Annotated in this window: 17 protein-coding genes; 6 read left to right on the top strand and 11 right to left on the bottom strand. The window is 36.9% G+C overall.

Going from position 1 to position 21,019, the window contains the following annotated elements; translation table 11 throughout:
• Positions 1-422 precede the first annotated feature (422 nt).
• Both CA730_RS00850 and CA730_RS00845 read right to left on the bottom strand, forming a co-directional pair.
• Positions 423-1,148, bottom strand: coding sequence for a lipoate--protein ligase family protein (locus CA730_RS00850; RefSeq protein ID WP_096662790.1), 726 nt, complete (start codon positions 1,146-1,148; stop codon positions 423-425).
• A gap of 35 nt (positions 1,149-1,183) precedes the next feature.
• Complete coding sequence (locus CA730_RS00845) at positions 1,184-1,663, bottom strand: YbjN domain-containing protein (RefSeq protein ID WP_096662787.1); 480 nt, start codon at positions 1,661-1,663, stop codon at positions 1,184-1,186.
• Positions 1,664-2,370: 707 nt separating this feature from the next.
• Here CA730_RS00845 and CA730_RS00840 point away from each other — a divergent pair.
• The 3 genes from CA730_RS00840 to CA730_RS00830 all read left to right on the top strand — a co-directional run bounded on the left by CA730_RS00840 (position 2,371) and on the right by CA730_RS00830 (position 5,853).
• On the top strand, positions 2,371-2,751 hold the full coding sequence (locus CA730_RS00840) for a hypothetical protein (protein WP_096662784.1): 381 nt from the start codon (positions 2,371-2,373) through the stop codon (positions 2,749-2,751).
• A 610-nt stretch (positions 2,752-3,361) separates the two neighbouring features.
• Positions 3,362-4,453 carry a cysteine synthase family protein gene (locus CA730_RS00835; RefSeq protein WP_096662781.1) on the top strand — a complete coding sequence of 364 codons (1,092 nt, stop codon included), beginning with the start codon at positions 3,362-3,364 and terminating at the stop codon, positions 4,451-4,453.
• Between the two features lie 98 nt (positions 4,454-4,551).
• Positions 4,552-5,853, top strand: a complete 1,302-nt coding sequence (locus tag CA730_RS00830; protein ID WP_096662778.1) for a hypothetical protein — start codon at positions 4,552-4,554, stop codon at positions 5,851-5,853.
• Here CA730_RS00830 and rppB read toward each other — a convergent pair.
• From rppB to purH, 3 genes are all read right to left on the bottom strand, one after another.
• Positions 5,813-7,198: a two-component system sensor histidine kinase RppB gene (gene rppB, locus CA730_RS00825; RefSeq protein ID WP_231939942.1), complete on the bottom strand. Its 1,386-nt coding sequence runs from the start codon at positions 7,196-7,198 to the stop codon at positions 5,813-5,815. The two genes, CA730_RS00830 and rppB, sit on opposite strands and share 41 nt — an antisense overlap.
• A gap of 76 nt (positions 7,199-7,274) precedes the next feature.
• Positions 7,275-7,961 (bottom strand): two-component system response regulator RppA, encoded by a 687-nt coding sequence (gene rppA / locus CA730_RS00820; RefSeq protein WP_096662775.1) that lies wholly within the window; start codon positions 7,959-7,961, stop codon positions 7,275-7,277.
• Positions 7,962-8,414: 453 nt separating this feature from the next.
• Complete coding sequence (purH, locus tag CA730_RS00815; RefSeq protein ID WP_096662772.1) at positions 8,415-9,938, bottom strand: bifunctional phosphoribosylaminoimidazolecarboxamide formyltransferase/IMP cyclohydrolase; 1,524 nt, start codon at positions 9,936-9,938, stop codon at positions 8,415-8,417.
• A gap of 317 nt (positions 9,939-10,255) precedes the next feature.
• On the opposite strand from purH, the gene CA730_RS00810 reads away from it, so the two are divergent.
• Both CA730_RS00810 and CA730_RS00805 read left to right on the top strand, forming a co-directional pair.
• A complete protein-coding gene (locus CA730_RS00810; protein WP_096662769.1) occupies positions 10,256-11,731 on the top strand; it encodes a site-2 protease family protein in 1,476 nt (491 codons plus the stop codon).
• 118 nt (positions 11,732-11,849) lie between these two features.
• On the top strand, positions 11,850-13,574 hold the full coding sequence (locus CA730_RS00805; RefSeq protein ID WP_096662766.1) for a glycosyltransferase family 39 protein: 1,725 nt from the start codon (positions 11,850-11,852) through the stop codon (positions 13,572-13,574).
• Positions 13,575-13,682: 108 nt separating this feature from the next.
• Here CA730_RS00805 and CA730_RS00800 read toward each other — a convergent pair whose 3' ends face one another.
• Entirely contained in the window at positions 13,683-14,900 is a 1,218-nt protein-coding gene (locus CA730_RS00800) for a glycoside hydrolase family 10 protein (protein WP_096662763.1), read from the bottom strand.
• A 260-nt stretch (positions 14,901-15,160) separates the two neighbouring features.
• Between CA730_RS00800 and CA730_RS00795 the strand changes: the two genes are divergently transcribed.
• Complete coding sequence (locus CA730_RS00795; RefSeq protein ID WP_053539244.1) at positions 15,161-15,598, top strand: hypothetical protein; 438 nt, start codon at positions 15,161-15,163, stop codon at positions 15,596-15,598.
• Positions 15,599-15,675: 77 nt separating this feature from the next.
• On the opposite strand, the gene CA730_RS00790 is transcribed toward CA730_RS00795, so the two are convergent.
• The 5 genes from CA730_RS00790 to CA730_RS00770 form a co-directional block, all read right to left on the bottom strand.
• Positions 15,676-16,368 carry a hypothetical protein gene (locus CA730_RS00790; RefSeq protein ID WP_081424215.1) on the bottom strand — a complete coding sequence of 231 codons (693 nt, stop codon included), beginning with the start codon at positions 16,366-16,368 and terminating at the stop codon, positions 15,676-15,678.
• Between the two features lie 218 nt (positions 16,369-16,586).
• Positions 16,587-17,819 carry a bifunctional phosphopantothenoylcysteine decarboxylase/phosphopantothenate--cysteine ligase CoaBC gene (coaBC, locus tag CA730_RS00785; RefSeq protein WP_096662760.1) on the bottom strand — a complete coding sequence of 411 codons (1,233 nt, stop codon included), beginning with the start codon at positions 17,817-17,819 and terminating at the stop codon, positions 16,587-16,589.
• Positions 17,819-18,604 carry a hypothetical protein gene (locus tag CA730_RS00780; protein ID WP_096662758.1) on the bottom strand — a complete coding sequence of 262 codons (786 nt, stop codon included), beginning with the start codon at positions 18,602-18,604 and terminating at the stop codon, positions 17,819-17,821. Before CA730_RS00780 ends, coaBC begins: the two co-directional genes overlap by 1 nt.
• Complete coding sequence (locus CA730_RS00775) at positions 18,605-19,702, bottom strand: AAA family ATPase (RefSeq protein ID WP_053539247.1); 1,098 nt, start codon at positions 19,700-19,702, stop codon at positions 18,605-18,607.
• Positions 19,696-20,856: a DUF262 domain-containing protein gene (locus CA730_RS00770; protein WP_096662755.1), complete on the bottom strand. Its 1,161-nt coding sequence runs from the start codon at positions 20,854-20,856 to the stop codon at positions 19,696-19,698. Before CA730_RS00770 ends, CA730_RS00775 begins: the two co-directional genes overlap by 7 nt.
• Between the last annotated feature and the right edge of the window lie 163 nt (positions 20,857-21,019).

Raw genomic sequence — 21,019 nt, 5'->3', positions numbered from 1 at the left:
AGCTTCCATGACAGGAAAAAACTGGGAAGACTTGGATCTTCTATCCATTGGACTTTTTTAGAAAAATTTTATACAGATATTAAATGAATTCCACCACATAAGGTATTATCTCTATTTCCATACCAAAACAATCACAAAATGAATACTGTTTAAACGAATGGTATGAACTGCAAATAAAACATGAAAATCTAAAAAGTAAACATCATACCAAAGACAAAAACTAAAATAGACCTGATTTCTCTCTACACCTCCGCGTCTCTGAGTGAGAAAAAATTATAGAGTAGAATAAAAACCGGCGTTGGTGAATTGGGGTATGAAAGTCGAAAATTCCATCTCTCAAACCCTTACTCTCTGCCCCTGGAGCGTCTCTGCGTGAAATAAAATCATACTTTTACTCAGCAACACCTAAAAACCTACCCTAATCAACAATTTGCTAAAATCAAATTCCACTCATTTTGAGACAAAGGTATTACCTCTATTTCCATAGCAAAACAATCACAAGCTGCGGCTATTAAAGCCTTAATTATTGTTTCTTGATTGATAGTTTCTGGAAATTGGATAGGATGAAAAAACTCTTGATTAAATACCTTTGCAAACAACTCCGGATCTGGATTTAACCGCATAGAACCATGCTGAAGAACTGCGTCACCTTTCCGTAATTGAGCGCTACCAATCAGTTTAGAACCATCTGCTAAGACTAAATCTGCACCTGTGGCTGTTCCAAAACAATTAGGATTGTGAATATAACCGCGTCCAGCTTGACCATAGTACAATTCTATATCGAGCGATCGCCATCCTTGAATCAAAAACTCACAAATCTGCCCATACACATCCAAACGATTTCCCCTCAGTCCAGACGTGACGACAGAGTAAGTTAAATCACCTTGATGTAAAACAGCCCTACCACCTGTAGGACGACGCACCAAATCCAATTTCTCCCCTTTCCACGGCAAATTATGCCAAAATTCAGGATACTGACGTTGATGATAACCCAAAGAAATTGCGGGTGGCGACCAAGTATAAAAACGTAAAGTCGGCGGATGTTGCCCCGACTCATGTTGTGCTAATAACCAGCGGTCTATAGCCATCTGAACATCACCAGCGGCTGCTAAAATGGGAATAAGTCGCCACACCTGCGGATCAGGCATTAAATATCACATCCCTCAACTAAAATTATCGAAACCTAAACTGCACCAAACTCAGATTGCAGATATTCATCATTATCATCAGCGATAGTCGCAACAATAGTAATGATGCGGGAAACTTCCCCTGGTGACAACTCCGCTAAAGTGCGTGTAGAAATCACCACCACCTGATGATCAATAATGCCAAAGCGGGATTCAAAGGTACTTACACAATTTAACTCTAAGAGATATCGTGTTAATCTGGCTTCATCTCGTACAGGTAACTTCAGCACCGCAGCCCAGACCGTGATTGTATCTTCATCAGTAATTCCCGTTAACTGCACAAATACTTCTACACTGCCATATTGGAATTTCCACAGATATTCCCCCTCAGAACCATGACTAACCATTGCACTTTGATCTTGTGCCAGGGTATCAATTACATTTTCAATAACTTCCACATGATTTGGGGCTGTGGTTTCTTGAATAACTTCATCCAGTAACTCATTTGGAGACGGGGTTTCTAGGTAGCTGGCCATACAGATTTTTCTCAGTAATATATTCACTGCTTTAATCTACTATTATGCTACCAAAAATGCCAGCATCTAATCTACCTGTCTTCCCAAGTCAAAATAGAAGAAAACATTGATGAAGATCACAGCCATGCAAATTACTATGACATAGGCTAGACTTATTGTTGCACAGGTAAAACTTGATTAAGTTCTCAATTATTTTTTCCCGGTTTCAGGGGTTCACATCCAGAACCATTAGATGTAAGTCACGTTCACCTTCATTGGGCTTTAACTTTAGGTAAAGATTTGTAGATTTATTATCTATTGTGTCTCATTAATGATGTTAATGCCCATTTTGCTCATTTTACATCATTAAATTTCTGCCGTCGGTTACATAAGCTACTAATTTTAGTTAAAATAGGTAATCCAAAGCAGTTTATTTTGGTGTAGCGCAAAAATTACTCGCTAGTTTAGCGTCACAAGATGTAAAAATCAGGAAAAAGGAACAATTTGCTTATTTTTAGCATCAAGGGATACGGAACTGTGAGTTAAATCGTGAGTTACATAATGTACGCAAATTCATCAAAACTCAAGTTGAGAAATTGGGGTGCTATCTGTTAAAGGGTTCTAGAATCTGACGTAAAAAACCGAAAAAACCCCAAAAACTTTTTTGAGATTTTTCCGGATTAGCCAAAAAATCTGCGATTATTGTTACACTGATTTTAATAAGCACTATGAATATTAAGCTTGATCACAGCACGCCATGTCATTTAACTTCCTTCTTCACCTTACTCATAAAAGAAGGTATTTCCCCTAATCAAATCGTTTTGGGTATTGTTCAATTAGCCACCCAGACCCATGAATTAGATGGCATGATGGCATCAGCAGATTGTCTCCGGTTGCTACTGGTACTGATGCCAGCAAAAACTTGTGCCAAAGGAGTTTCTGAGTATATATCATCTTTAGCCGCAGAAGGTATTACTACCTTAATATTATTAGATGCTCTGAGCCTAGCTTGCTATGTTTGTGGACAATCAGATGAAGCTAACCTAGTTCACTTGACTTACAAACGACTACAAGCTGATGCTATCATCTCCCAAATGCTTCGTGATTAAAAACTAAATTGTTAATTTTTCATCCTTTTTCTAACATTCAACTATTCTCCAGTTAACTTCTACTTGTACATGACAACTTTGTACTTGATAAATTCGTGTGTTCATGACGCAATTAGTCGGATTGATTAATATAATTTTTTGGCAACTGTTATGGAATGGCTATTAGCTTGGCTATGATTTGAATATTGCAATATTTTTTTGAGTTTGACAGCACCGCATCTATCGTTTATCATCTGGGTTGGAAGTCTCTAGCACCGCTACGCAGAAGTCAAAAATCAACAATCAAAAGTCAAAAGTAATATACAGTAGGCTTTTTGGTGATTAATAATTTTTGAGTTATTTACGCCGTGCTGTACTGGTGGTGGGGTAATCCCTGCATCCATAACTTCTCAACCTTCTCTTTCACCCTGTTGATATTCCATTAAAGCTGGAAACTAAAATGGTTATCTGCCAAAATGCCAAAATATGAGATCATGAGGGGAACATTTCTGGAATTCTATATTTTGCAAGTGAAGCGAGCATTTGGTTTGCCTGGTTTGGATTTATAATTTCACCTTGATTTCATCTGGAGTTGGCATCTTGTGAGATGAACAGTATCGAGCTAATCACAATGCTTACTTACTCTCCAAACCCAACCTTCAGAAGCAACTTGCCAAAATCACCCCTATTTGCAAAGGTGACGGACGCATTAGGTAAAGTTCCTATTGTCCGATTAAATCGAATTCACCCAAGTTGTCAACAGCATCATTTATATTTAAAACTAGAATCTTGTAATCCTGGTGGTAGTATTAAAGAAAAAAATGCGGCTTATCTGGTGAATGAAGCCGAAAAACAGGGTTTATTGCGAGCAGGTGGGACAATTGTTGAATCTAGTTCTGGTAACTTTGGTATTGGGTTAGCAATTGTGGGCGCTACCAAGGGTTACAGGGTGATGATTGTGATTGATGCCAAAACCCCTGTCACCATGCGAAGAATGCTTAATGCCTACGGTGCAGAATTGGTAGAAGTGCCTTTAAGTGCGGCTGATGCTCAAGGTTCAATGCAGGTAGCAAGAATGGCAAAAGCTCAGGAATTAGCTACAAATCTTCCTAGCGCTTGGTATCCTTGTCAACATAAAAATCCTAGTAATACTGATGCCCATGAACTTTGGACGGCGCGGGAAATTGAAACTGCTTTTGGTGGTGCGCCAGATGCTATTGTGATTGGAGTGAGTACAGCCGGACAATTAGGTGGTATCAGTCGCTATTTTAAACGGTATTATCCCCAAACCAGAATTATTGGTGTAGATGTGGCAGGATCAGCAATTTTTGGTACGCCCAGACACCCCTATAAGATGACTGGACTGGGTTTATCTTTCGTTCCCCCGAATTTTAACCCACAGGTGTTAGATACGGCTTATAGCGTGGATGATGCTTTGGCGTTTTCTGTTTGTCATGCTTTGGCTAAACAGGAAGGTATGCTTTTAGGTGCTTCCACTGGTGCAATTGTGGCCGCAGCTTTAGCAGATGCTCAAAGATTTACTCAGCCCCAAACTATGTTACTACTTAATCCTGATCGGGGCGATCGCTACCTGGAAACAGTTTACAATGCTGATTGGTTAACAGCACAAGGAATTAATATCCTTCAAAATAGCAATTTGACGGCAGCAATTGCTAATCTTCTACCTGTACCATTGGATATTGTCGGTAGGAGTCAAGTGTGATAGAGAGAATTTTTCTCACGCAGAGGCGCAGAGGCGCAAAGAGTAATAGCTTAAATGGTTTATTTTTGCGCTTGTTGCACACATAGGGTCGTGATGATATGAAATTAAAAGAAATTCAATCTCAATCTGTTAGTTTAGGGAGTTTATGGCGGGAATTTTTGCCTTTATCCCTCAGTGATGTGACTATGGCCTGTGGTGATCCGATGATGACTACTACATTAGCTCATCTTCCTGATGCTCAAGTAAACTTGGCGGCTGTAGGTATTGCTAAATCTTTGGCGATATTTTTTGAAAGTCCTATTATTATGATTTTGCACGCTGCTAACGCTTTAGCCGGTTCTGAAGATTCACGGAAAGCATTATGGCGGTTTACATTATTTGTAGGTGCGGGACTGACTTGTTTATTGAGTTTGTTAGGATTACCGATCATTTTTAACTTTGTGGGGGTGAGTCTGTTAGGCATTCCATTGGCAATGTTAACTACTGTCAGTCAAGTATTATTACTAATGGGAGGTTGGCCGTTAGCGATCGCTTGGCGGCGTTATTTCCAGGGGTTATTAATTTATCATGGTCAGTCTCGTGCTGTAGCCAAAGCCAGTATTTTCAGGTTATTTACATTAGCATTAGTCCTCACGGGTGGATTTTTCTTCCCCATATCTGGTGGTGTACTTGCTGGACTTGCCCTCATCAGTGGGGTGATTGTTGAGGCAATAGCTGTAACAATTTTTGCTCGGCTTTCTGGTGCAACTATACCGCCACAAATAGAACAACCTAATTTACCCCGCAACTTAGCACAGGTGTGGAAGTTCTATCTACCTTTAGCTAATTCTATGATGGTGGTTTGGGGCGGAAGGGCGATATTAGTTAGCATTCTTGCCCGCGCTGAAGATGCGACAATTGCGATTGCTGCTTGGTCTGCGGCTTGGGGATTAGTTCTGGTAATTGCTAATTCTACTCGGATGGTACAGCAAATGGTGATTAAATATCGTCATCAAGTGAGCGATCGCCAACTGCTGAATTTTGCTATCAGTGTCGGTGCTGCTTGTTCTAGCTTACTATTATTAATGAGTGTAACACCAATAGGCGATCGTATAGTTCAAAGTTTCATTGGTAATGATATTATCTTAGCTAACAGCATCAAACCTGTACTTTTAATTTGTACAATTGTGCCATTATTTGTGGCTTTACAAAATGCAACTCAGGGGTTTTTAGTCAGTGAAAATCGCACAGGTCACGTCAATCTATCTACTTGGTTAGGAACAGGAACTTTATTAATAATTGCTACTTTAGCTATTAACAAAGGCATGAATGGGGCAATATCTGCCGCTATTGCCATGATTACATCTATGTTAGTTGAAGTTACTTGTTTACTTTGGAAACGAGCGGCAAAATCACAGTAAATGTACTGCCCTTATTTACATGACTTTGTACTTCTAATTTACCTTTGTGAGTTTGGACAATAGCCAAAGTAATAGCTAAACCTAATCCCGAACCACCAGTATTGCGAGAACGATCTGCATTAACTCGATAAAAGCGCTCAAAGATGTGGGTAAGATCAGAATTAGAAATACCAATACCTGTATCTTTAACAGTAACTACACCTTGATGATCATTAGTCGTCAGACTAATTTTTACTTCCCCAGATTCAGGAGTGTATTTAATGGCATTACTAACTAAATTCAACAACATTCGATAAATTTGACTTTCATTACCCTGAATATAAAAACCAGATTCATCAGGAATATGACTAGATAATAAAACTTGTGCATCCATAGCCATTGGCATTAATTCTTCTTCTACATCTGCAACTAAATCATTCAAACAAATTTGCTGTAACTTAGCTTCTTGTAATCCACTTTCTAATCTAGATAATAATAACAAATCCTGTGTTAATGTTACTAATCTTTTAATTTGTCTCTTCAATGCTTTTTGAGTTTCTGGGTTAATTGAATTTGTTTCGATAATTGTTTGTAAAGATGTAATAGGAGTTCTTAATTCATGTGCTGCGTCAGCAGTAAATTGTTGTAATTGTTGATATGATTTTTCAATTGGCTGCATAGCTAAACCTGCTAACCACCAACCTGCACCACCAATAATGATCATAGAAGAGGGAATACCCAATCCTAATAACCAATGTAAACTATTCATATAATCATTTAATCTTTGTACAGTGCGTCCAACTTGTAAATATCCCCACAATTGATTATTGTTGATTTTTAAGGGCATTAAATGTAAATGATATAGTTCACCATGACGATTTTTGATATCATAAGAATGATTGAGGTAAATATTAGCAGGAAATTCATCTGGATTATTACCAATAGCCGCAATAGCTTCTCCTGATGGTGTTAAAAACCTGAGATAATATCCTTCTGCTAATAAATTCAGTAAATCTGATTCTGATTTAATGGGTAAACAATATTGTTGTTTAAAACAAAGTCCTGGTAAAGATTTTTGAGTAGTAATAGATAATTCTCCAGGAATTTTTAACTCTGTTTTTAATTGATCTTCAAATACCTTACCAAAAACTTCTAATTCTCGATCAACCGTGCGAGTAAAAGCTTGTATCATCACACTGTGAGCGATGCAACCACATAGTAACAAAGTTGATCCCATCACACCAGCATAGGTAATCGCTAATTTAAACCGAGAATGATTAAAGAGTGAATTATTAGGTATCCAACCTTGGATTTTACCTATCTTCTTCCTTTCTTCCTTCGTGTCCTTCGCTGCTTCGTGGTTCATTTAATTAATATTCTTATGTGGTCTCGTTGAACCAAGAATCCCCGTGTCTTTAGATCGGGGAGTGTCAACTTATGCACTATCCACAAAAACGATAACCAAAACCTCGGATAGTTTCAATTGCTTTAGAAAAAACACATTCTGATAATTTGCGTCTTAATAATCTCACTTGTGCAGCAACAACATTACTCACAGTATCACTTTCAAAATCCCACAATCTAGCGCGAATTTGTTCATGAGTTAGTATTTGTTGAGGATGTTGCATAAAATACTCTAAAAGTTGAAATTCTTTAGCAGTGAGAATAATTGGTGAAGAATTTTCCGCTGCTAAATTCACAACTGAAAAATTACTATAATCTAAAATTAAACTACCTACTTGTAACTGCGGTGGTTGAAAATTTGGTAATCTTCTCTGTAATGCTCTTACCCGCGCCAATAATTCTTCCATACCAAAAGGTTTAACAAGATAATCATCTGCACCTGCATCTAAACCCGTAACACGATCATTCATGCTATCTCTAGCTGTTAATAACATAATTGGTAATTGATTTTTTTGCGCTCTTAATCTTTTACACAATTCCAATCCCGACAACTTTGGCAACATCCAGTCTAAAATCGCAATTTCATATCTTAGTGGTATGGTATTTAGGTAATCCCAAGCAGTTTGTCCATCTTCAGCCCAATCTACTATATAATCGCGTTGAATAAGAGCATTATGAATACCACTACCTAAATCATGTTCATCTTCAACTAATAGTAACCGCATAATATTAATTATATATAAATCAGCACAGAATAATTATCATCCATATTTATCCGCGTTTATCTGCGGTTAATTATTCTTAAAATCCTATTATGTGCAGCTTCATTTTAATTTGGTTTAGAAGTGTTTTACGAAATATTTCTAGTACAGGTCGGCGGAAATAAATAGACCATTCCAAACTACTGGAAAGCTCATTGTATATTCGTTTTGACTTTTGACTTTTGACGAACGCCCTGCGGTACTAGTTGGTTGCTGATTATTTATGTCAGAAAATTTTTATTTCCATTAAAAAACGCCTGGGAGTGTTGCCGTGTTTCCACCCCAGACGTTTTTTAAACTTGCTCCTCACACACAAATCTAACTTATCACTCTTTTTTGAAAATAGCAAGTACCCCAGACAACAATTTTAGAAATTGCTTGAAATAGGGAACAGGTAACAAGATTTTTACCACTGACCTAATGTAAAAAGTGGCGTACACCAGTTAGAACCATTAATAAACCGAGTTCGTTAGCGGCTTTGATAGAGTCTTTATCCTTGAGACTGCCTCCGGGTTGGACAATGGCGGTAATTCCGGCTGCTGCTGCGGCTTTGACGGTATCATTGAAGGGGAAGAAGCCGTCACTAGCGAGGAATGCTCCTTGGGCTTTTTCTCCGGCTTGTTCGAGAGCGATTTTTGTCGAACCGACACGGTTCATTTGTCCAGCGCCGACACCTAAAGTTGTGCGATCGCTCGCAATGACGATAGCATTAGATTTAACGTGCTTGCAAACTTTCCAAGCAAACAGTAATTCTGCTAACTCCCTGGGAGTAGGTTGACGTTCAGTAACAACTTGCCATTGACTAGGATCAGCAATGATATCATCAGCAGATTGGACTAAAAACCCACCTGCTACAGCTTTCACAGTTTCTTTCGGTCCAGTCAGCAAATCTGGTAAAATCAAAACGCGGACATTGCCTTTTTTAGTTAAAATTTCCTGAGCTTCCTCGTCACAACCAGGAGCAACCACGCACTCTAAAAACGTCTTTGTTAATTCCATCGCTGTCGCTGCATCAATAGGACGATTTAAAGCCACAATACCGCCAAAAGCCGAGATAGAATCAGCATTAAAGGCTTTTTGATAAGCGTCAAAAATTGTGTCTGCTTCCGCAGTTCCACAAGGATTAGTATGTTTGATAATTGTCGCCGCAGGACTGGTTGTAAATTCAGCAATTATCCGCCGTGCAGCTTCCAAATCTACCAAATTATTGTAACTGAGTTCCTTACCTTGCAGTTTTGTCGCTGCTGTCCAACCTGTAGCTTCACTCCCCGTTTGATACCATGCTGCGGGTTGGTGAGGATTTTCCCCATAACGCAAAGATTGGAGTTGTGTACCAGAAATGGTAAATTCTTGTGCTTGTGTGCCAGCTAAATAGGCTGCTATGGCATTATCATAACTAGCAGTATGCAAAAATCCCTTTAAAGCACATTTTTGGCGAAACTCTAAAGATGCCTCTCCATTTTGGCGTAATTCTTGCAAATACTCACCATATTGAGCAGGATCACATAATACCGTCAAATGGGCGTAATTTTTGGAAGAAGCCCTTAACATAGCCGGGCCACCAATATCAATTTGTTCCACCGCGTCAGCTAAAGTCACACCTGGTTTAGCAATGGTTTCCTCAAAAGGATAAAGATTAACAACGACTAAATCAATGGGACGAATTTGATTATTTTCCAAATCCGTGACATCTTGCGCCACATCTCGCCGTGCTAAAATCCCCCCGTGAATGCGAGGATGAAGAGTTTTCACCCGACCGCCTAAAATTTCCGGTGAACCCGTATAATCAGAAACCTTAGTAACTGGTATTCCCGCATCTTTCAGGGTTTTGGCTGTTCCCCCACTGCTGATGATATCAAAGCCAAATTCTTCAACCAAACTCCGGGCTAAATCAATTACACCAGTTTTATTAGATACACTCAGCAGGGCTAAACGCGCCATAATTCCCTAGATTCCTTTGGACTAAATTGCAAACAGAAGAACATTTTACCGAAAGGGTGTTAAAAGTTCATACCAAATTAAGATGAAACTGCATGGAATCAGATTTATAAGATAATTAAACGCAGATGAACGCAGATAAACGCGGATGAATGAATTTGATGATTCTATGCCGCCTCACATAAAAATCATCTAAAATAATTAGGGCTTTAACCTCAGAAAACTGGATAATTCGGGCAGAATCCAAACAAAGTTATGATTAGTAGTGTATAGAAAACCGGACTTGTACTAGCTTCGGTCTCAATAGCAAAGGTTTAGAGATGTTTACTTCATCGGAAACTCCTATAATTGCAGCCATTGTGCTGATAGCGTCCGGCATTTTAGGCTGGGGCTTTTATCGTGCCAGACCTTTTGGTAAACTAGGCATCCTCGCCTGGTTACAATCAGTTGTCTTAATGACTCCCTGGCTTTTGTTCTTTGGATTATTTGCCGCTGGGATTTATATCAATATTGTTGGTATCTTGTTCCTGGTGGTAGCTTCCGCTGGATTGTATATTTTCCTGGGTAGAAAATTACGGGAAGCAGGTCAAGATGCTATTCTCAAGCAACGGGCAACAGAGCGACTTGCAGCCCAAGGTGATAAAGATAGTTCCGTTAAAGTCCCAGAACTACAATTAGAACCAACGCCCATACCCGAAGCAGATTTAAGTCTGATTAGAGGTATTTTTGGCATTGACACATTTTTTGCCACAGAAACTATTCCCTACCAAGAAGGAGTGGTTTTTAAAGGCAACTTACGCGGAGAACCAGAAGCCGTTCATAACCGACTGACAAAAAGTTTACAGGAACGCTTAGAAGATAAATATCGCCTATTTTTGGTAGAAAATACTGACGGAAAACCTGTCATCATTATTCTCCCTAGCCGCACAGACCCTCAACGCGCCCAGTTAGCACAAAAAGCTTTTGCAGTGATTTTGTTGATAGCAACTATCGCCACAAGCTTGGAAGTGGGGGGTATATTACAGAATTTCGATTTATTTAGCAACCCTGAACGCTTTGCAGAAGCTTTACCTATTGCTTTGGGTTTATCGGTAATTTTGATCTCTCACGAAGTTGGACATTGGTTATTGGCGCGTCGTCACCAAGTCAAATTAAGTTGGCCGTTCTTTTTACCAGCGGTGCAAATTGGTTCTTTTGGGGCAATTACTAGGTTTGAATCCCTTGTCCCTAGCCGTAAAGCCTTATTTGATATTGCTTTGGCAGGACCGGCTTTTGGGGGGATTACTTCTTTGTTATTGCTGGTGATAGGGTTGCTACTTTCTCACCCAGGGAGTTTATTCCAATTACCCAATCAGTTTTTTCAAGGTTCAATTTTAGTCGGTAGTTTGGCACGGGTTGTCCTGGGTTCGGCTTTACAGTCTCCGGTGGTGAATATTCATCCTTTAGTGGTTATTGGTTGGTTGGGATTAGTTATCACTGCGTTGAATTTAATGCCCGCTGGCCAACTAGACGGGGGGCGAATTGTCCAAGCGATTTATGGACGCAAAACCGCAGGGAGAACCACTTTTGCGACGATAGTGTTACTGGCTATTGTATCTTTGGGTAATCCTTTGGCGATGTATTGGGCAATTGTGATTTTGTTTTTACAACGCGATTTAGAGCGCCCTAGTTTAAATGAAATTAGTGAACCAGATGATGCTAGGGCGGCTTTATGTCTTTTGGCGTTGTTTTTAATGATTGCTACTCTTTTACCTTTAACTCCGGCTTTAGCTGGGCGTTTGGGTATCGGTAGTTAGAGACTTCCAAATAAAAAAATACCCCCTCAACGAGGGGGTAGGGAGCAGGGGGAGGAAAAAAGACAAGGAATGGTATATTTTATGAATATTTCTTGACTTAAAACCTTTCCAATTAATCATGTATAAAAATAATGGTTTCGCTTTTCAATTACTACTTTTATTGCTGTGGATAGTAATTGGGGTAATTTTGCGCTTTACTAACTTGACAGCTAAACCGCTGTGGATAGATGAATTTGCCACTTTAGTTTTTAGTTTAGGTAATTCTTTTCAAACAGTACCCTTAAATCAAATAATTTCTGTTGATACTCTCTTGCAACCACTACAACCTCATCAAGATAAAGTCATTGGTGATGTAATAAATTCATTACTTACAGAAGATACTCACCCCCCTTTATATTTTGTACTAGCACATCTATGGGTGAAATTATTTTCTAGCGAAGGTGGATTAGTTTCATTATTTGCTGAACGTTCTTTTTCAGCTTTTTTAGGAGTGATTTCCATTCCTTGTACTTATCTATTAGCTAGGTTTAGTTTTTGTTCTCAAATAGTGGGACAATTAGCAGCAACAATGATGGCTATTTCACCTTTTGGTATTTCTCTTGCTCAAGAAGCTCGTCATTACACTTTAGGAATTTTATGGGTAATTGCTAGTTTAGCCTGTTTGGTAATAGCGATTAAGCAAACGTTAAAACGCCAACCTTTATCTTTGTTATTAATCCTCCTCTGGATAGGGGTAAATAGTTTGGGTATTGCTACACATTATTTTTTTATATTCACTCTTTTATCTATAGTTATAACTATAGTAATTTTTGTGTGGTTACTATGGAAGGAAAATCAACCAAATTCAAATTATCCTACATCAAATATTATCAAATCTATTTTTAATAGCTTACCTCTGCATTTTTGGCAAAGAATTTCTCTGGTAACTTGGGGAACATTAGCAGGGATATTAGTTTGGCTACCAGCTATCTACCAAAATCGAGAATATGGAAATTTAAGTTCATGGTTAAAAATCAATGATGGAAATTGGTTTTCATATATTAACCCCCTCTTTCAAGTTTTAGCTGCTTGGATACCAATGATATCTTTACTACCTGTGGAAGCATTACAGCGAGAAGTAGTAATTATTTCCGTGATTTTAATGTTGGTATTTTTAATTTGGGCAATTCCCATTTTATGGAGAGGATTACAATTTTACCAAAAACAATTAGCTACTACTAAGATAACTCAGGCTTTTCTTAGTGTGGTTATAGGAGTTAATTTATGCTTTTTTATAGTTACTTATTTATTTGGTACAGACTTAACACGCGCACCTAGATATGCCTTTGTTTACTTTCCAGCAGTCATGGTTTTATTAGGTGCTAGTTTGGCATTTTCTTGGCAAAATCCCGACCATTTTCATAAGTTTGGCATAAAGGGTAAACAAGCTGTAGTCATAATTTTGTTAATGGGTTTTTGTAGTAGTCTGACAGTTGTTTGTAATTTAGCTTATCAAAAAAGTTATCGTCCGAATATTTTAGTTCCCATTATTACTGAAAATTCAACTTCTCAGCCGTTAATTGTCACTATCCATCATAATTTAACAGAAACAGGAGAAATGATGGGCATTGCTTGGCAATTTAAGTTTAATAATAGGCAAGTTAAGCCATCTTTTTTACTCATTCATCCTCATAAAGATGATAAACAATTCAATATTTTGGAAAATACTATTCAAAATTTATCTAAACCTTTGGATGTATGGTTAGTCAATTTTGAAAAAGAGACAGGTTTAAATAAATGTGTAGCTGATAATAAATTATTACCACCTGTTAATGGTTACAAGTATCAACATTTCCGTTGTTAATAAACTGATAGTATCTAGAGTGCTGGCAATATTCTAAATGAAACAAGAGGCAGAGCCTCTGAATAGCATTCCCAGTCGGAGACTGGGAACGAGATTATTACCAATTTTCTAGGGTTTCCAATTTGCTAATAGGTTGGGGTAATTTGTGGGTGTGGGGAAGATTTTTTGCCATGTTTGTTGGCGTTGTTGGGGGTTTTCTTGGCTCATGTTCCAGAGGGTTTCGTAGAAGAAGAAGGAAATACCAGCAAATTTTCTCTCTCGTACTTTTTCTATTTGGGTTTTGATTTGTGCCATTGGCACTGTACGGTTTTTTAACCCACTTAAAATGCCGATGCTGACGGGAATATGGGTTTGGGCTTGTTTGACTTCGGGATATTCTAATTCGCTGATAAAGACGTTTAAATCATTGCGATAAATCTGTAAAACTAGGTCTTCGACTATTCCCATTCTTTCCCATTTTTGCCAATCGGCAAGGAAGTATTCGTAGGAAAACCGCTGGGGATTAGGAGCGACAGAAACGATACAATCTTTTTTATTTGCTTTAATTGCTGTAAATACTCGCTTCATGAAATCGGTGATTTTGTTGGCTCGCCAATTTACCCATTCTGGATTTTTGAAGTCTGCGGGGGGAAGTTTTCCTTGGTGTTCTTTTTTGTATAATGCTGTGGTGTAGGCATCATATCCTAGTTCTGATGGTAAGCCGAAATGGTCATCAAATTGAATGCCATCAATGTCATAGTTTTTGACTATTTCTACTATCAAATCTTGAATAAATTGTTGCACTTCGGGACGAAAGGGATTTAACCAAACTCGGTTATGTATGCCTTCTTTGACTATTTTTGTGCCATCTCTGCGGTTGGTGAGCCAAGTAGGACGATTTTTTGCTAAAAGGGAATCAGCAGGTGCCATGAAGCCAAATTCAAACCAGGGAATGACTGTTAAATTTTGTTTATGTCCCTCGCTGACTATTTCTTTGAGCATATCTCGCTTTTGCAGTCCGGGGGTGGGGTCTACTGCTTTACCGATGATTTTGGCGGCGATTTTGCTAGGATAAAGGGTGTATCCCCAATTCCAGACGGCGGGATAAACGGTGTTAAAGTTGAGTTGATGTAATGTTCGTAAACTTTGTTTTAGTCTGTTACTCTCAAATAAAACGTCACTATCAATATTTGTTAACCATACTCCCCGTAATTCTGTGGATTTAGGAATTTGAGCATTTAGGGGGAATGATAGTATGAGGAAAGCAACCATAATCACGGCCATCATAGCTGCTAAAAATCCCAGTTTTCTAGTTTGACGTTGCCATTTTAGAAATATTTTTTTCATTGGTTATACTATTTTAGATTGTTAAATTTACTGTATTATGCTTTGTAATGTAATGCACCATTCTAAATCTTGACCTACTACATCGTTATAAGTCTCACAAAAATGCACAACCGGGCTTAAAAAAATGGCGTGTGATTTGTCTACGCAAATATAGTGTTTATTTATGACCCACAGTTACACAACGAAATACCAATGTATTTCCAAAGAAAATAAGCTAGAATCGGGACGACACGAAAAGACAGTGGGTGGAAAATATAAATATGGCAATTACAGTAGAAAAATCACTTAATTTGCAAAATGGTCCTAATTGGCCATCCTTTGAAAAGTTTCGCACAGAAGGTGGAAAAGCTCTTGAATCTGTAAAAAGTGGGACAGTTGCCACATTAAATACTAAAACTGGACAATACCGCATTCTTGAAGAACAGGATTTTCAAAGTCTATTAGGTTTAGCTCGTGATGTTGATCGTTTGCGCGGAGGGTTGCGTGTAATATCTCACTCTGTGCGTGTTGTACAAAAACATCGTGATGTTGAGAGCATTGATTTATTAATAGAAGCAATTGCTATGTTAGGAGGTTTACCTGAACTTCCTACTCGTAATAGTTTCGAGCCTTTAATGCCAGAAGATGGTATAGATGTAGATGAGGATGATGAAGTAAATCTCGATCCTACTACAATTAAAAGACCTCTTAATTATTAGAGGTTTACTCATGAGTACAATTCTCATTGATAGATATTAGGGTCGTTATCAAGTTATCAATGACCCTAATATTATTACTATATAGATGACCGCATTTTTACTTCATCTTCACCAGCACGAACTAGAATTGAGCGAACCATTGAGCCAAAAATACGCCATCCTACTAGACTTAAACTTGCGTGTCGTTGCGCTAACAACAAATCATCTAAATGTATTTGTACTATTCCATCAAATAGTAATGAATTTCCAACTATATCAGATGAATCATCCGCAAAGGGTGGAAGATACATCCGCTGTGTGGATGTAAACTGTAACAATTGCGAAAGAGTTGTTTTGGCTTCTGAATTTTGATTACTTATGGGTTGAACGCGCAGTAATGCTGCATATTTGCGTCTATCTTTCACGAGATCGCAAGTAGAACTAGCTATTGCAAACTTGGTATTTTCAATACGCTCTCCTAGAAAGTAAGCTGCATTTGTACTTACGATGTCACCTTGTAAAAGTGTAAAGGAGTCTTTTTCTGGATCTGCCAAACCCCTTGCAACAACATCCTGATAATAAATTGGCTCACGAATAAGTGCCTGATTAAATACATCTTGACGATATTTTGTCTTCTTGAGATTTTTAGAAAATTGTTGGATAGTTTTAATAGCCTGATCATCATGAGAATAATTTTGTAAATATCTTTCTAGTTCTGGTAAATCTTTTGGTATGTTTGTTTCTGCTTCTGAAAGCAATTCATTTTGACTATTATTTGTAGTTTGATTCATATTTTTATATTTAGAGATTTCTACGGTATAAAATCATCTTCTATATCCTATCATAAGTAGGTGAACACAATAAAACCAATCTGTGTAAAGAAAAGTAAAATCGCCCAAACCCTCTTCAATCTTACCTCTTGCCTTGCTATAACGACAATTTTCAACGCCAACCTACTTAGGCAGAGTAATTTATGGTAAATTCCAGAAGAAATTGACAATTAAGTATTTCAAACCCATGCAAGTGGGTTTTGCTTAAAAAAATCAAACAAATAATGCGCCATTTCTAACTTAGAACAAGCTGGAATTTCTACCTCTCTTCCTTGCTTATCTAAAAACACAGCTTGATTATGATCACTCCCAAAACCACTATCAACTTTATCAATAGGATTCGCTACAATTGCATCTAATTTCTTTCTTTGCAATTTCTCTTTCGCTGGAGTAATAATATCCCCAGTTTGTGCTGCAAAACCAATTAAATATTGATGGGGTTGTTTGCGTTTTCCCAGTTCAGCGACAATATCCGGTACTGCTGTCAGAGGAAGATTTTCAGGAAGCGATCGCTTGGGCAATTTTTCGCTACTATAATCTCTAGGCTTTACATCTGCAACTGCGGCTGACATGATAATGATATCTGCATTGGCTAAATGGTTGAACATCACCTGCTGCATTTCCTCCGCACTGACAACCGCAATTGCTTCTACTCCCAAAGGTACATTCCAACTCGCCGGACAATGGACTAATATTACTTTTGCGCCTCTGTGCAGTGCTGCCTGTGCCAATGCTAAACCCATTTTACCAGTTGAGGGATTGCCAATAAATCGTACCGGATCTAAATATTCTCGCGTTCCCCCAGCACTGATTAAAACCTGCTTCCCAGCTAAATCTCTGTTTCCTTGGGTGTGTAATAAAGATTGAATATAAACAAATATTTCTGCCGCTTCTGCCATTCTACCAGCACCAATGCGATCGCACGCCAATAAACCAGAACCAGTTTCCATACCATAAAATCTACTATCTGTCAATAGCTGCCGCCAATTTCTTTGTACCGCCACCTGTTCCCACATATCTGTGTTCATGGCTGGTGCTAACAATACGGGACGGGTAGAAGCGAGGACTGTATTTGTTAGTAAATTATCTGCCATACCATAAGCTAACTTAGCTAAAGTATTAGCAGTTAAAGGCGCAATCACAATCAAATCAGCCCATTCACCCAACTCAATATGTAATGGACGAGCATAAATTGGTTGCCAAAAATCATCATCTATATAAGCTTGATGACGGGATAGAGTGGCTAAAGTTAAAGGAGTAATAAATTTTTGAGCAGATTTAGTGAGAATAACTCGCACTTCTAGCCCAGACTTAAACAGTGTAGAAACCAATTCACAAACTTTATAGGCGGCGATACCACCGCCTATAGCAATTAGGACTCTTTTTGATTGGGGATTTATAGATGATGGCATTATCTCTTTATTTTAATTAGTATTTTATGAGGAACTTGATTTTCAGTAATCGGAAATCCATGATAGGTAGGATAACCCTGTTCATCAAAAGTATTATCTGAATGAAACACATAGAATTGATCTGTTTCTTTATGAAATCCATAACGTTTTTCACTATTTTCATTACTATTCCCCACAGAAATATTTAAAACTTTTTGAGCTTCTTTATCTGTTAAATTCATAGGAGTAGCATTTTCCCAATATCCTTTAGGATCATGTTTAGAATGAAGTTTATAACGAGGACATATTTTTCTAGCTTGTTTAATTTCAGTTAAATTTTTTATGCTTCTATTTTCTAGAGAACTTGTATCTTCTTGAAATTCAACTTCAATATTTTCTTGAATAAAATCAGGATTGTTTTGTAAACTAATTAATATTCCTTGAAGTTGAGCAGCACCAGACAATGAAGTTGATGAAACACATTTTTTTTGATAAAAACATTGACAATCATCTATTAAATTTTGTAAATCTATAAAAGGACCTTTACTTAAAAGTCTCAGTAAAATCATTGCGATTTTTTGCTGCTCAGATTTTTTGGATTTAATTGTGGTTAAAATCCATTCATGTACTGTTAAATTTGCAGATAATTTTTGAGAAGCAAAACTACTATGAGTTTGGATGGGATCACCATTTTGAATCACACTGATTTCTTGAATGATTTCTAAAATATTTTTTATTAATTCATCAGCTTCATAATCATTTGCAGCTTGTCCAATAAAAGAAAGCTCATTAATCAAAAAGTGCATTTATAATAACTCCATTAAATCCTTTTCAGCTTGATCAAAAAAACCATCCGGCCATTTATCAATTCCTCCATCTGGATAAATTCGAGGTGTAATGATCTCTGTTATTGGTTGTCCTTTTTGTAGATATCTTTCAAAGTAGTTAATTTGCACTTTTTCAGCATCAAGTTTCTTATATTTTACTGCTTTACGAATACCATTGAGAACATGATCGCTATGAGTTTCTAAGATTATTTGAATACCACAACTTGCTGCTAAAGCAATTAATTCTCCCATCTTAGATTGTCCTCTAGGATGAAGATGAGCTTCTGGGTTCTCTAACAAAATCAATGTGTCTGAAGTAGCAGATAATATAGCGACAATAATTGGTAAAGTGTAGGTAATTCCAAAACCTACGTTAGTTGAACGATAGGAATTGTTATCTTCATAATAATACTGTAAATTTACTACATCCATTGCTGAATGTAATTCTATATCAATTCCTGTTCCAGGACTAATTTCGCCAAGCCAAGCTTCTACTTGATTTCCTAACTGATGAGACTTTATTGATTCATGTGATAGTTCACTATTTGGAATTATTTTACCTTCATTTATAAACAAAAAATGAGCAGTAAATTCACCTTGACTTCCAACCTGTTGATGTTGTCTGACTTGAAAATCAGACATTTGGAAATAATTTCTAGGTGCTATTCTTTCTGCTTTTAAATAATGAAATTTATCGGTAAAAAGACTTGAATTATAAATTTTTTCATCAATATTTGACAATGAAGATATTTGCATTACATCTGATGGACGATCATAATCAAAAACCCAAGTACCTTGAATGGTATTATCCATCACAATTTCCAAAGTCATTGAATCTTCTTTTGCTCTCTTAAATAGAGCATCTTGGGCTGTACCTATAGAAACTAAATCACCATTTAGTGCTAAACCTACATTATCTAATAAATTTTGTTGAGAAGATTGACGAAGTAGTAATAAAGATTGCAGTAAAGAAGATTTACCAGTGCTATTTAATCCAGAAAGTAATGTTAATGGCTTTAAAGAAAAAGACTGATTTTCAAATGGTTTAAAATTTTTTAAAGTCAAAGAACTTAACATGATAAAACCTCTTGAACTATTTGATCAATTTGTTCAAACCGATATTGAACTTTACTAGAAACTTGAGACACAGATTTAAGAAAATTAGAATCCTCTTTCATCTTTTGTATAAATTTTTCTTTTAATATTTCTTTATTTTTGATTAATATTTCAATTTGTTCTGGATTTAATTGACTTAATGTTACTGACCAAGCCTCAAAAAGAGATTTATTTACAGGAGAGCTTAAATATTTCCGAAAAGCAGCATTTTCAAAAATATTATAAGCTGCTTGCATTGCAATAGTAAACTGATTTTCTATTGTTTTTATCAAATTAGAGTCTATTTTGTTTAATCTTTTCATAGTTTCATGTAAAAAATAGTTGCGACCTTTATTTACTGGATAATCTTTATAACTGGTTAAAATAAAAGCAATAAAACCCAATACAAATTCATGATCATCCATACGTTGTTTTTTCTTTTTGCTTAGATTTATTACTCTTTTAAATTCTGGTAAATTAGCAAGGTTTTTGAGAATTTGTATCGGTTTACCAGGATTCATAGCTTGGCGGAGTTCTTGATTATTAAGAGGTAATCCACCCGTATTAATTCTTTGAAAAATATTATATTTAACTTCATCAGGAGTTCCGGGTTCAATTAAATAAACTGTTAATTCTGTTTCATCTATTCGTCTTTGATAATGACGAGGTAAATCATCATATTTTTTATTTTCTAAATCTTTAAGAAATTGTAATCCAGTTAATTTAAGCGGTTTATTCTTCGTATTTTTATCTTCTTCTTTATTAAGAAGAAACTCTTTAAATGTGCTGATTCTTTGTAAACCATCTATAATAATCCATTTATCATCATCTGTTGCATCTATATAAAATGCTGGAAGTGGAATCCGAATTAAAAGAGACTCGATTAAACGGCTTTTTGCTATATTTGTCCAAATATCTGCCTGACGCTGAAAATCAGGAGCTAAATCAATTTCATCATGCTTAATTCTTTTAAGAAGCAGATCCATTGTCATCGGTTTAGTTTTAACCCTAATTTTAGTCGGATCAAATGGTTCTAAATTTTCATCATCATCATCTTCAAATTTAAACTCATTTTCATCATCATCTTCTTGATCTAGCAATTCCATCTGTTGATTATTGAGTTTATTTGTTTCCATATATGACAAATGCTCCTAAAAATTTACTTAGGCAGGATTAGATATCATTAGATGATAATACCAAACAAATCATCTGGGCGTTGATTGAATAGAATTTTCAACGACTTATGAACAGTAATCTCACTGAGTAGTAAAAGTTTTATTAAATTGGCTATCGAGGCAA

The organism is Dolichospermum compactum NIES-806, assembly GCF_002368115.1.
In the GTDB taxonomy this organism is placed as follows: domain Bacteria; phylum Cyanobacteriota; class Cyanobacteriia; order Cyanobacteriales; family Nostocaceae; genus Dolichospermum; species Dolichospermum compactum.
This window is presented reverse-complemented; position numbering and strand designations above follow the sequence as displayed.

Coding starts and splice junctions, on each gene's coding strand:
- CA730_RS00790 (WP_081424215.1), bottom strand. CDS start 16,368: ATGAATCAAACTACAAATAATAGTCAAAATGAATTGCTTTCAGAAGCA.
- CA730_RS00780 (WP_096662758.1), bottom strand. CDS start 18,604: ATGCACTTTTTGATTAATGAGCTTTCTTTTATTGGACAAGCTGCAAAT.
- CA730_RS00850 (WP_096662790.1), bottom strand. CDS start 1,148: ATGCCTGATCCGCAGGTGTGGCGACTTATTCCCATTTTAGCAGCCGCT.
- CA730_RS00810 (WP_096662769.1), top strand. CDS start 10,256: ATGTTTACTTCATCGGAAACTCCTATAATTGCAGCCATTGTGCTGATA.
- CA730_RS00795 (WP_053539244.1), top strand. CDS start 15,161: ATGGCAATTACAGTAGAAAAATCACTTAATTTGCAAAATGGTCCTAAT.
- coaBC (WP_096662760.1), bottom strand. CDS start 17,819: ATGCCATCATCTATAAATCCCCAATCAAAAAGAGTCCTAATTGCTATA.
- CA730_RS00770 (WP_096662755.1), bottom strand. CDS start 20,856: ATGGAAACAAATAAACTCAATAATCAACAGATGGAATTGCTAGATCAA.
- CA730_RS00775 (WP_053539247.1), bottom strand. CDS start 19,702: ATGTTAAGTTCTTTGACTTTAAAAAATTTTAAACCATTTGAAAATCAG.
- CA730_RS00800 (WP_096662763.1), bottom strand. CDS start 14,900: ATGAAAAAAATATTTCTAAAATGGCAACGTCAAACTAGAAAACTGGGA.
- CA730_RS00840 (WP_096662784.1), top strand. CDS start 2,371: ATGAATATTAAGCTTGATCACAGCACGCCATGTCATTTAACTTCCTTC.
- CA730_RS00845 (WP_096662787.1), bottom strand. CDS start 1,663: ATGGCCAGCTACCTAGAAACCCCGTCTCCAAATGAGTTACTGGATGAA.
- CA730_RS00805 (WP_096662766.1), top strand. CDS start 11,850: ATGTATAAAAATAATGGTTTCGCTTTTCAATTACTACTTTTATTGCTG.
- rppB (WP_231939942.1), bottom strand. CDS start 7,198: ATGAACCACGAAGCAGCGAAGGACACGAAGGAAGAAAGGAAGAAGATA.
- rppA (WP_096662775.1), bottom strand. CDS start 7,961: ATGCGGTTACTATTAGTTGAAGATGAACATGATTTAGGTAGTGGTATT.
- CA730_RS00835 (WP_096662781.1), top strand. CDS start 3,362: ATGCTTACTTACTCTCCAAACCCAACCTTCAGAAGCAACTTGCCAAAA.
- CA730_RS00830 (WP_096662778.1), top strand. CDS start 4,552: ATGAAATTAAAAGAAATTCAATCTCAATCTGTTAGTTTAGGGAGTTTA.
- purH (WP_096662772.1), bottom strand. CDS start 9,938: ATGGCGCGTTTAGCCCTGCTGAGTGTATCTAATAAAACTGGTGTAATT.